Annotated in this window: 7 protein-coding genes; 3 read left to right on the top strand and 4 right to left on the bottom strand. The window is 38.1% G+C overall.

The genetic code is table 11. The features are described from left to right. Positions 1-19 precede the first annotated feature (19 nt). Positions 20-742, bottom strand: coding sequence for an SDR family NAD(P)-dependent oxidoreductase (locus EGI31_RS13740; protein ID WP_255037017.1), 723 nt, complete (start codon positions 740-742; stop codon positions 20-22). A 38-nt stretch (positions 743-780) separates the two neighbouring features. Beyond that, the gene (locus EGI31_RS13735; RefSeq protein WP_255037802.1) at positions 781-2,574 is read right to left on the bottom strand and encodes an SLC5 family protein; all 1,794 of its coding nucleotides are present in this window, start codon (positions 2,572-2,574) and stop codon (positions 781-783) included. 507 nt (positions 2,575-3,081) lie between these two features. Between EGI31_RS13735 and EGI31_RS13730 the strand changes: the two genes are divergently transcribed. Beyond that, entirely contained in the window at positions 3,082-4,239 is a 1,158-nt protein-coding gene (locus tag EGI31_RS13730; protein WP_255037801.1) for an LLM class flavin-dependent oxidoreductase, read from the top strand. A 52-nt stretch (positions 4,240-4,291) separates the two neighbouring features. On the opposite strand, the gene EGI31_RS13725 is transcribed toward EGI31_RS13730, so the two are convergent. Together EGI31_RS13725 and EGI31_RS13720 are read right to left on the bottom strand one after the other, a co-directional pair. Beyond that, a complete protein-coding gene (locus EGI31_RS13725; protein ID WP_255037800.1) occupies positions 4,292-6,469 on the bottom strand; it encodes a TonB-dependent receptor plug domain-containing protein in 2,178 nt (725 codons plus the stop codon). Between the two features lie 204 nt (positions 6,470-6,673). Further along, positions 6,674-7,135, bottom strand: coding sequence for a hypothetical protein (locus EGI31_RS13720; protein ID WP_255037799.1), 462 nt, complete (start codon positions 7,133-7,135; stop codon positions 6,674-6,676). A gap of 295 nt (positions 7,136-7,430) precedes the next feature. On the opposite strand from EGI31_RS13720, the gene EGI31_RS13715 reads away from it, so the two are divergent. After that, the gene (locus tag EGI31_RS13715; protein ID WP_255037798.1) at positions 7,431-8,726 is read left to right on the top strand and encodes a M20/M25/M40 family metallo-hydrolase; all 1,296 of its coding nucleotides are present in this window, start codon (positions 7,431-7,433) and stop codon (positions 8,724-8,726) included. 130 nt (positions 8,727-8,856) lie between these two features. After that, positions 8,857-12,093, top strand: a complete 3,237-nt coding sequence (locus EGI31_RS13710; protein ID WP_255037797.1) for a VPS10 domain-containing protein — start codon at positions 8,857-8,859, stop codon at positions 12,091-12,093. The last annotated feature ends 692 nt before the right edge of the window (positions 12,094-12,785 follow it).

Genomic DNA, 12,785 nt, shown 5'->3' with positions numbered 1-12,785 from the left:
AATTGGTTGGGGTGTTTTTTTACATCATCTTCACCAAAATCCACTCTGGCAAATTACGCATGAGGAAACCTATTATTCTAAATCTCTTAGTGACATACACCACAGGTTTATCCGCTAAGACGGCGTCAAAAATCTGGTTTGCCACCTTGTCGGCTTTGGCGACCCAAAACATCCCTCTTTGACCGTCAGTCATTTCAGTTTCAACATAACCTGGCCGTACATCTATTACTTTTACGCCATGATTTCTCTTTTTAGAACGAATCCTTAGTCCTTCCATATAAGTGGAAGCAAATGCCTTGGTGGCATGGTATTCGGGCGAAGTTGGCCCTCCTCTTTCACCTGCAACTGAAGAAATACCTACAATTTTTCCGCTTCCCTTAGATTTAAAATAATAATAGGCCCATTGAGCCAAACCCATAAATCCACGGGCGTTGATATCAATGGTTTTGAGTTCGTCTTCAAAACTCGCCTTTGGAATACCAATGCCCGCATTGATGATGAGGATATCCAATCCGCCCATTTTTTCCACCAAATCAGCCAAAATGTTCCGAGTACTCTCCACTTTTTCCACATCCATTTCTGCAATGTAGAATTTGGCCCTTGGTAATTCCTCTACAATTTTTTGGAGCAAATTTGTTCTTCTTGCCGTTATTCCGACCTCAAACCCCTCTTGGGCATATTTTATAGCAAGAGCCTTGCCTATTCCCGAACTTGCACCTATGATAATTACTTTTTGTGACATTAGTTTGAAATATTATCCTTTTACAATTTGCAGTAATATTATGCAAAATAAAACATAATCCAAATCATGGAAGAAGTAAGCAAGCCTGCATAAAATATATCTGATTTAAATAAAGTCATTTCATCTTTTGCCCGTTTGTGAAACCAAACAAACAAAAGCAAACAAACAATTGCGGCTGGAGTGGCTGCTGTTTGAGGTGAAATCAGGCCCAATAATGCTACTACTATAAATGGAATTTGAGTAAGTAAAAACCAAAACAAGGTACTTCCAATGCCAGATAAGGATATGCCTAAATCGAATTCTGCAATCTTGGCCTTTCCATTTGCATTTAGATATTTACTCCATATCACCAGCAAAATTGAGCCTATTAAAAAAATTGAAAATACACGATACAAAAAGTTGAAGGTTTCGCCGAAGGTTTGTCTGATAAATGGGTATTGAATCAGTATGTTTTCAAATATCCAATCACATCCTAAACCAATAAAGGGAGAACCCGCCAAAACCATTACGGCAGCTATAGGATTGGTTTGTTTCCAAAGTACTCCCCAGAAAAACACCACTACTAAACCGGGTTTGATATAGGAAGTTTGGTTTGCCAATTTTAAAAAGAAATTATCTGAGGAATTGGGATCATAAGTGGAAAAGGCTAAAATACCAGCAACATTACAAATTAAGAACACCGCCAATTGTCCAAATCTAACCGTTTTTTTATCCGAAGCTTTAGGATTAATATATTTTTTAAAGATGTCATATGCCATCATTGTAGAAACTGAGTTCATCATGGAGTAAATGGCAGAAAATATTGCACACATCAACCCAGCCAATATTAATCCTACCAAACCGTAACCTGTTGGAACTACAGTTTTTAGAAGTGTTAAAAAGGTATCATCTGGCTTTATGGAATCTGCCCCATATCTAGTTTTAAAAATATAATAAGCCGCAGAGCCCACTGCAATAGAGAAAAATGGTATGATTAATTTCAAAAATCCTGCTGCAATAGAGCCAAGTTTGGCATCTCTATCAGTTTTTGCGGCCAGCACCCTTTGTACTTGATATTGGTTGGTGGTCCAATAAAACATGTTTAATATAGTCAAGCCAGTAAAAATCCCACTCCAAGGTAATTTTGGATGATTTGAGGGTAAATACAGATGCATTTTGTTGGCCTCTGCATGATCTAACTTAAGTAGACCTGACAAACCGCCAATTTCTGGCTGCATATAGGTAAAAGACCCCATTAGCAAGATGGACGCTATCATGATGATTGTTAGGATATTGTCCGCCGTTACAACAGATTCCATACCTCCAAACACTGTGAAAATAACGGTAACGGTCGCAATTATGCATATTCCAGCCACATAACTTACCTCCCACCCTGTTCCTTCAAACAACAAACCCAAGGTTCGGCTACCAATATAAAATCCACCAATCAACTGAATTAGTATAAACGCCACCATCAGAACCGTATAAACCAAACGTGCATTGGCATTGAAACGAGTTTCTAGAAACTGCGAAAGTGTAAAGAAATTTCTTTTTCTATAAATGGGAATAAAAATATAACACAATACCAAAATTGCAGGAATAGCCCAGATTTCGTAATGACTTTGTGCAAAACCTATGGAGTAGCCCACGCCCATCATGCCAATAATCTGTTGGGCGTGTATGTTGGTACCGAAAATAGAACCAGCCACAGACCACCACTTGAGCGATCTGCTGGCCATAAAGTATTCTTCGGCATCTTTTTTCTTAAAACTAGAATACATGCTGGCAACAATGAGAAACAACAAAACCGCTACCACCACTATTACATCAAACCATTCCAGAGATTTTAGCATACTTTTTACAATTTTGACTAAATGCATGAATCATCAACTTATCAATGACCATATTTTTCGCTTGATTTATATTATACCTATCTGTCCATACTTCTGCCGAACTGTTTTATCAGGATCCAATTGAACCACAATAACCTTGTTTATATTGAAGTCAACAGAACCAAAAGAAGAACATAGTTCTTTTAAAGAGGCCATTAAAAGTGACTCATCAGACAAATTGACAACAAAAAAAGGGCACGTTTTATCCAGTTTTTTAACTCTTCAGGTTCATTTTTACTGCTATCTCCAAAGACAATCTTGGCGGATAGTATAGCCAAAGACAAAACTTAAGCTATTGTTATTCTCTTTGAGTCATAGCTGAGAATTGTCCTTTTGTTTTTTTTAAAGGCATTTCTATTTCAAAAAATTTCGGTTTTATATTTTATTGTAATTTTGAAAATCAAAAATACTTTTAAATATTGATTCTGAATAATTTCATTAAAATTATGAAATTCTAAATAGTAATATATGATAATTGAACAGGTAGGGATTAGAACCGAACAAAGGATTGCTGAAGTCGCTTGGTTTGATGATTTGTGTGGTGGTGACACGGGCTTTTTGGGCACAGTGGATCCTTCACGCCGAAGCAATTATGAGCATTGTGGAGACATCATAAAAACTGCCGACAAGCTTGGATACGAAAATATCCTACTGCCTACCTCCTACGTAATTGGCCAAGAAGTATTACCTTTTGCGGCAGCCATGGCTCCTCAAACCCAACAAATCAATATGTTGGCAGCCATAAGAACAGGGGAAATTCACCCACCAATGCTGGCCAGACATATTTCTACATTAGATCATATACTGAAAGGAAGGTTAACAGTTAACATCATAAATTCAGATTTACCTGGTTTGAAGGAAGACCATGAAATGCGATACCAACGATGTGCTGAAGTAATTGAGATTTTAAAACAGGCCTGGACGCAAGATAGAATAGAACACAAAGGCGAAATTTACAATTTCAGTATGGATGCCAAACCTGTTAAACCATACCAACAAAACGGAGGCCCCTTATTGTATTTTGGGGGAATTTCACCCGGATCGAAAGAAGTGTGTGCTAAATATTGCGATGTATTTTTAATGTGGCCTGAACCCGAAGAAAGTATTTATGCTACAATGCAAGAAATGAGCAGCAAGGCGGCATCTTATGGCAGAACCATAGATTTTGGCATGCGGATACATGTTATTGTTCGTGAAACCGAAGCAGAAGCTTTGGCTTATTCTAAAGAATTGATGTCGAAATTCGATTTAGAAACGGCTGAAATGTTAAAACACCGTACGCAAGACTCTAAATCTGCGGGGGTATTACGTCAGGACGAATTCAGAAAAAATGCTGACAAAGATGACTTTATTGAACCCATGCTCTGGACCGGTATCGGAAGAGCCAGGTCTGGCTGTGGGGCAGCAATGGTTGGTAATCCTTCCCAAATTATTGAAAAAATGAACCGTTACATGGACATGGGCGTGAGAGCCTTTATACTTTCTGGCTACCCGCTGATAGAAGAGTGTGAATATTTTGCAAAATTGGTTTTACCGCATTTAAAAACCGGAAAACTTTCGGTAATTCAAGGCAGAACTCCAATTGAAACACCAAAAACTCCTTTAACTTTTGGTGAGTTAATATAAAATAATCTCAGTAAGGCATTTCCTTTCTTACTGAGATTTTTAATGAAATACCTTAAATACCTCCTCGAAGGGTAATCATAAAATTCCGACCAGGTGATGAAATACCAGAGGCAAAGTTTCTATAATTTTTATCTAGAATATTTTCACAGGCAAACTGCACTGTGAAATTTTTATTTACCTGATAATCAGACCTTAGATTTAAAGTCCACCAGCTGGGCATGCCATCTTTGGTGGCATATATCAAATTGTCCTCACCACTTGGGCTATAGTCTGCAAGCTTTTTCCAGCCATTATAAATACTAAAAACCTCCACCTGAATAGCTTTATTCTGGAACTTAATGGCTGTACGACCAAATAAGGGAGGAATATGATCCAAAGGCGTGTTTGCCGCATCATTAATACTACCTTTTGTATAATTCAAGGCACTAGAAAGTAAAAACTGCTTTGATAAATCAGCTTTAAGGTTCAAATTCCACCCGTAAATAAATGCCTTTGCTTTGTTTTGAGCTGCCAAAACTTTACTGCTTTGGCCATTATACAAAACTGTTCTTTCACCATTTAATGTAAAAGCATCTATCACAATGGCATTTTTCATAGAGGTAACAAAATATACACCTTCAAACTTGATTTTATTACCGATTTGTTGATTTAAAGACCACTCTCCATTGTAGCTGTATTCTGGTTTAATATTTGGATTGGGTACAATCAAACTTCCAGGTACTGAATCAAAAACCTTGGCTAAGTCGTCAATATTCGGTGATCTAAAACCAGAAGAACCCAACAAGCCTAATTTAGTTTTAGCAAACGGTGTGTAAACCAAACCCACGTTTCCTGTAAGTGAACTGTTTTTTTGCTGTATTTGGCTAAAAGGGAATGGGAAAAACGACTTCTCAATAAACTCAGCCGACAAATCAGTAAATGCGTACCTAAGTCCTCCATGTAAAATTAAAGTATTGGCTACTTTCAGCTGGTCCGCCACATAAATTGCCCAAGTGTTCATTGTATTTTTCCCGTCAGGGTACCTTGTGTCGGCCTTTCTTTCTTCATTGGTGCTGATGTTTGTAAAATGAGCCTTTGACCTCACATCATTTCCAACAACTTCCAGTCCATAGGTAAGGGTTTGTTCTTTTATTACTTTCTGAAAATCAGCATTCAACGAAAATAGATTAACTTTCTCTAACTGGCTTTTTCTATTTACATTATTAAAATTTCTCGAAACCCTGCTTTCTTCAATATCCTGAAATGCAAAAGTAATACTAGCTCTGTCGTATATCAGCGAATTTTTCAAATCTAAATGATATGCAACCATCAGTCGTTTTTCTGGGCCATAATACCATTCTGCAAACCTTGGCAAACCATTCCTAAGCTCCGTAAGTCTGTCATAACGAGGTACATCAGAGGAATTTGAAAATTGAAAATTTAAGGTATGCTTAATATTATCGGTTTGTTGAAAACTTATTTTCTGTAAAAAATCATACTGACTGTAAGCACTCCCAACTTGTTTATTTACATTACTATTCGTTAGCGAAACATCTGCATTACCTTGTCTTTCTACATAAAAAGGCCTTTTTCCAAAGTCTGGATAAGCATCTAAGCGATTAGTTCCTTGCACAACATCACCAAAATCTGAAAAAGTAAAACTGGTCAAAAACGCGAAACGCTTTTTGCCAATATTAAAATCTACATGTCCTGTTTTTTCGCCAATAGCAGTTGAATATCTTAGATAAGACCGAAAGTTTTTAACATCAAACTCAGGACTTTTCGTCCTAAAATGTACTACACCGCCAAGTGCATCTGAGCCATAAATAACCGAACTTGGTCCAAAAACCACCTCCGCCCTTTCGAGCATACTTTGGTCTATCCTCAGCACGTTTTGTAAATGTCCCGCTCTGAAAATCGCGTTATTCATCCGCACGCCATCCATAACCAACAACACCCTACTGGCTTCAAAACCTCTCAAAACTGGGCTACCTCCACCAGCTTGGCTTTTTTGTACAAAAACATTACCTGTTTGTTCCAAAAGATTGGCAGTATTTGGAGAATTTTGAAAAGCAATCTGTTTGGCAGAAATGAGCTCAATTTGGTTAGGAGTTTCTTTCTTTCTCAACTCAAATTTATTGGCAGAGATGACTATGTCCTCAAGGTCCAGAACTTTTTTGGTACTGTCATTTTGAGAAAAACCTTCTGCGAATCCTAAAAAGAAAAAAAGTAAGTATATAAATTTTTTCATTCCAATGTTAAAAAATAATACGTGAATAATAAATCATAAATAATTAACATTCAATGAATTAAATAAAATTTCATTGAAATAATCATTTTGCTAAAAAATCTAAAATATTAAAAAAATCTCCAATTATTTTTGGAAATTATCTTGATGGAGGCACATCACAAAATCTCAAGAACCAAGTAGTTTTCTAAGTTCGAGAAATTAAATTTATACTAATAAGATTTTTGAATGTTCGGGAGGCGGCAAGTGGATGGAGAAATGCTCCTCTATGGTATTTGTGATAATTGACAGAAATTCAACCTTGTTGATTTTAAGGCTAAAAATATAAAACTTCGGTAATTTATGATAGGATAAAATACTTTTAAAAAAATCGACCAATTTTGAAGACACATCTTTCCTGACAGGATTTTTTGACCATAAAAAATCTAAGTTTTTTTCAAAATTTAGACCCAATTCTGTTTCTTTTATATCTGCAAAACAAAACAATATTTTCTTGTCTTTTTCAATCTTTACCTCTACAACATCATACATAACACCCTCATATTCAAACTCTCTATTATCAAAACCTAGAGGTTTTTCAATAGAAATGAGACTTTCCTTAGGAATCTTTTTAAAGAGCATTTCTTTTACCTCATACCGAACTTCGTAAAGCTTAAATGTGTAAATCAAGGGTGAAAAGAAATTTTTAAACAAAAAAATAGAAAACACAAGACTAACCCAAATAACCTTGGAAGTAGGAAAGTCTTTATTTCTATTTCTTTTCAAAAACATGTCTTTCAATATTCAAATACAGATTCGAAATTACCAAATAATTCATCAAATCAGAAAGATTGAGGGTTTTATTGATATTGAACACCATAAGGTTTAATTGAATCCGTTCTGAGAAAAAATAAAATTCCAACACCAAATATTATTTCATAATTTTGAATGAACATTTTATCAACCAAAAAATTAGCAATCATACATGAAGAATATTTCCCTTTTAATAATACTTCTTGGCTTTTCATTAGAAACAAAAGCACAAGACGAAAAAAAAGTTTCCGTTCAAGAGGTTTACAAAAACCAAATAGAAGCCATAGGAAAAGATAAAAAAGTACAAAAATCGTTCGATATAATCCAAAGCTTAGAACCACAAACCATGAAAGACCTGGTGGAATTAACTGAGATTCCTGCTCCTCCATTTATGGAACAAAAAAGAGGCGAAAGGTTTATGCAGATGGTAAAAGCAGCCGGTGCAGATTCTATTTGGAAAGATGAAGTAGGCAATGTTTTGGCACTTAGAAAAGGTAAATCAAGAAGTAGAACCGTAGTTTTAGAAGCCCATTTAGATACTGTTTTTCCACTTGAAACTGATGTTAAAGTAAAAAAACATGGAGATACACTCTATGCTCCCGGCATTGGGGATGACACACGCGGGTTAGCAATGGTATTGGCGGTTATGAAAGCCATGAATACTGCTCAAATCAACACTGCTTCGGATGTGCTATTTGCAGGTGTTGTGGGCGAGGAAGGCTTGGGCGATTTACGTGGTGTAAAGCACCTTTTCAAAAACGGGAACCGTAAAATTGACGCTTATATTGCTATTGATGGAGGTGATTTAGGAAGAATTAACAATATGGCTCTGGGTTCCTTGCGTTATAAAGTTACCTTCAAAGGGCCAGGTGGACACTCTTGGGGTGCTTTTGGCGTTGCCAATCCACATCATGCCATTGGGAAATCCATAGACTATTTTGATACAGTAGCTGGTGCTTATGTAGCCAATGGACCTAAAACAACCTACAATGTGGGTCGAATAGGTGGCGGCACTTCCGTAAACTCCATTCCTTTCGAATCTTGGATGGAAATAGATATGCGTTCGGTAAGTCCTGAGAAGCTTTTGGGAATAGAAAGGATTCTGAAAGAGCAAATGCAAAAAGCACTTGAAGACTATAACAAAACCGTAAAGAAAGGAGATAAGTTGACCTTGGTTTTAGACAAAATTGGTGAAAGGCCCTCAGGAGAATTAGGAGAAAATCTTCCTTTAATTCTAAAAGCCATCGCTGCCACTTCCTATTTTAATGCTCAACCAACGCTCACCAGAGGCTCAACAGACTCAAATATTCCTATTTCGTTGGGCATACCAGCCGTAACGATAGGCAGAGGTGGCAAATCAGACAACGCCCATGCCCTCGACGAATGGTACTTAAATGACGAAACTGGGCCATTGGCTATAAAACTTGCACTTTTAATTCTGGTTGCCGAAGCAGGTTTGGCGAATTGACCCCCATTTGATGATTTGAAAATACTTTACCCTGATTCGACCCATCCTAAACTTCAATTTGTCGAATCAAGAATGAATTTCAACAAAAAAATACTATTTTTATTTCCTTAATAACCTTCAATCAAAAACTATGAAAAAAATTTCCTTTTTGATTCTTCTTCTATCGTTTACTTCCGTGCTTTTTGCCCAAAAGAAAAAAGCAAAAACTACGGAGCCCATGGCTGTTGAATCTCCTAAACAAGATTATAAAAAACTGTACGATGGCCTACAATGGCGAAACATCGGGCCATTTCGTGGTGGAAGGTCTTTAGCAGTAGCTGGTCACAAAGACCAACCGATGACCTATTACTATGGAGCCGTAGGTGGCGGAGTTTGGAAAACTACCGATGGTGGTCAAAATTGGGCTTACACGGGTGACAGCACCTTTAAATCTAGCTCAGTGGGTGCCATTGCAGTGGCACCTTCGGACCCTAACGTAATATATGTGGGGATGGGAGAAGCCGATATGCGAAGCAATATTAGTTACGGAGACGGCATGTACAAGTCAACCGATGCTGGCAAAAGTTGGAAACACATTGGTTTGCCAAAAGCCGATGCCATAGCTACCATAGAAGTTCACCCTACAGATCACAATCTGGTTTATGTAGCCGCGGTGGGCAATCCATTTGCTCCTAACAAAGAGCGTGGCGTTTTTAGAAGCAAAGACGGCGGAAAATCTTGGGAGCATATTTTGGCCAAAGATGACAGCACTGGAGCCTATCATGTACGCATTGACCCCAACAATCCTCGGGTAATATACGCCACACTTTGGCAAGCCTACCGCAATGGCCACAGCATGAGCAGCGGTGGCAAAGGCTGCGGATTATACAAATCTGTAGATGGTGGCGACACTTGGGTATCTTTAAATGAAAAACCTGGGATGCCAAAAGGACTTTTAGGAAAAATTGGAGTGGCAATTTCTCCAGCTAATTCCAACCGATTATATGCACTAATCGAAAATGCCAAAGGCGGACTATTCTCGTCTAACGATGCCGGTGAGACCTGGAGACTGGTGAATGATGACAAAAATCTTTGGCAACGCCCTTGGTATTATATGAACTTGCAAGCCGATCCAAAAAATGTGGATGGCGTGATTATTTTGAATGTCAACGCTTTCAAATCTACGGATGGAGGAAAAACCATAAGAAATATCAGAGTGCACCACGGCGATACGCACGATGTTTGGATAAATCCCAACAATCCCGAGAACTTCATCATAGCCGATGATGGAGGTGCAGAAGTTACTTATAACGATGGCGTTACGTTTTCGGATGTGGACATTCCAACCTCACAGTTTTACCATGTACATTTAGACAATGACTTTCCATACAATATCTATGGTTCACAACAAGACAACTCTACGGTCAGAATCGCTAGCCGTACCAACGGTTATTCTATTGGCGTAAGAGACTGGTATTCTGTGGCTGGTGGGGAGTCGGGCTACATTGCTATTGACCCTAAAAACTCCAAAATAACTTACGGTGGTTCGTATGATGGTTATTTGACCAAACAAAACGCCGAAAACGGCCAAGAGCAAAACATCATGGTGTATCCTGAAAACAACATGGGGCACACTTCAGCTGAAAAGAAATTCCGATTTCAGTGGACTTACCCTATTATTTTCTCGCCGCATGACAATACCCGACTGTATTGTACTTCGCAATATGTACACGTTACCCATGACGAAGGTCATTCTTGGGAAATCATCAGTCCAGATTTGACTAGAAACGACCCGAAAACTACTGGTGCCACTGGAGGACCTATTACACTCGACCAAACTGGTGCTGAGATTTATGCCACCATATTTACTTTGGCCGAATCGAAACTCGAAAAAGGAAACATTTGGGCGGGCTCTGACGATGGTTATTTACACGTAACCCGCGACAACGGCAAAAACTGGACAAACATCACTTTGCCTACTTCTCAATTGGGAGATTTCGCACTGATGTCGATGATCCATACCTCAGATTTTGAGAAAGGAAAGGCATATTTGGCAGCCACCAGGTACATGTTTGGCGACAGAACACCCTATTTGTTTAAAACATCCGATTACGGAAAAACTTGGACAAGCATCAGTAAAGGAATTCCATCTGATGAATATACAAGAGTTGTTCGTGAAGACCCAAATAAACCAGGATTACTCTATGCGGGCACCGAAAGAGGCATTTATGTATCTTTTGATGATGGTGCATCTTGGAATCCTTTGAACCTCAATATGCCGATTTCACCGATTAGAGATTTGCAAATTCACGATAGAGAGAAGGATTTGGTAGTGGCCACCCATGGTTTATCGTTCTGGATTTTGGACGACGTCACGCCTTTGCACCAAATCAAAGATGGAATAGCCTTGGCAGATCAACACCTTTTCAAACCACGTCATGCTTACCGAATGGAAGGTGGAGACGGAGGCCGCAGAGGCACTCCTTTGGACGAAGGTAAAAATGCCGCCAATGGAGTTTTGGTAAATTATTATTTGAAAGAAACACCAAAGGAGGAGCTTAAGCTGCAGTTTTTGACCATGACCAATGACACCATCATCACGTTTTCTAGCAAAAAGGACCTCAAAGGTGAGCCATTTAAGGTTTCAAAAGATTTTTATGAAAACCCAGATGCACCAAAACCTAACAGTGTAAGTACCACAGCAGGACTTAACAGATTTGTGTGGAACATGCGATACGCCGACGCCACCGAAATTCAAGGCGAAAAAGCTCCGATGTGGGCAGGAAATACGACAGGACCTAAAGTGGTACCTGGCCAATATAAGGTAAGGATGATTTTGGGCGATAAATTGTTGAAAGAAGAAATAGCCGAAATCAAAAAAGACCCAAGGGTAGATGCCACCGATGCCGACTTCAAAGCACAGTTTGATTTGTTGATGAAAATACACAAAAAGCTGGACGAGTCGCACCGCAACATCAACGATATCAGAGAGATACGCAAGGCAGTTACAGAATACATGAAGGCTGTAAAAGATACGGTTATCATCTCTAACTTCCAGAAAATAACCAAACCGATGCTGAAGAATTTGGACGATTTGGAGCAGAGTTTATTACAAAACAAAGCTAAAGCCGTGCAGGATTTGTTGGCCTACCCTATCCGTTTAAACGACAAAATAGCTGGAATAGCAGGCGTAGTAAGCAGTGCGGACACCAAACCAACCAATGCCTCGCACGATGTATTCAATGACATCAGCAGCAAAATAGACAAGACCTCCGAAAAACTCAAAAAGATAGTGGACGAAGACGTACCTGCCTTCAACAACATGGTAAAACAAAACCAATTACCAGCCATTAATTTGAAGCAAAAGAAGGTGGGGACGGCGTTGTAGGGATGCAAAGTTGAATAATTCCCAATGAAATAAATGGCCCTGAAACATGAATTCAGGGCCATTTTTATTTTTGAGATCTGAATAATTTGGCTAAAGCCAAAATTATGAATGTCAATTCATATCTGGGAATGGGCTAAAGCCACATTCCTATTCAATCAATCCAATTTATTATAGTTTGAAAAATACCAGTTATTGAATTGCCTCCAGATTTATCTGGAGATGACAAATATATGAAATCCAATTAGGCTTTAGCCAAAATATTAGAAAGGGTAAAAGCCACATTCCTATTCGAATCAATTCAATTTATCACAAATTTGAAAAATCCCATTTATTGAATTGTCTCCGGATTTATCTGGAGATGACAAATATATGAAATCCAATTAGGCTTTAGCCAAAATATTAGAAATGATTAAAGCCACATTCCTATTCGAATCAATTCAATTTATCACAAATTTGAAAAATCCCATTTATTGAATTGTCTCCGGATTTATCTGGAGATGACAAATATATGAAATCCAATTAGGCTTTAGCCAAAATATTAGAAATGATTAAAGCCACATTCCTATTCAATCAATTCAATTTATCACAAATTTGAAAAATCCCATTTATTGAATTGTCTCCGGATTTATCTGGAGATGACAAATATATGAAATCCAATTAGGCTTTAGCAAAAATATTAGAAATGATTAAAG

The organism is Lacihabitans soyangensis, assembly GCF_024343775.1.
Classification (GTDB): Bacteria; Bacteroidota; Bacteroidia; order Cytophagales; family Spirosomataceae; genus Leadbetterella; species Leadbetterella soyangensis.
Note: the sequence above shows the minus strand (reverse complement) of the source record. Positions and strands in the feature narration are given on the sequence as shown.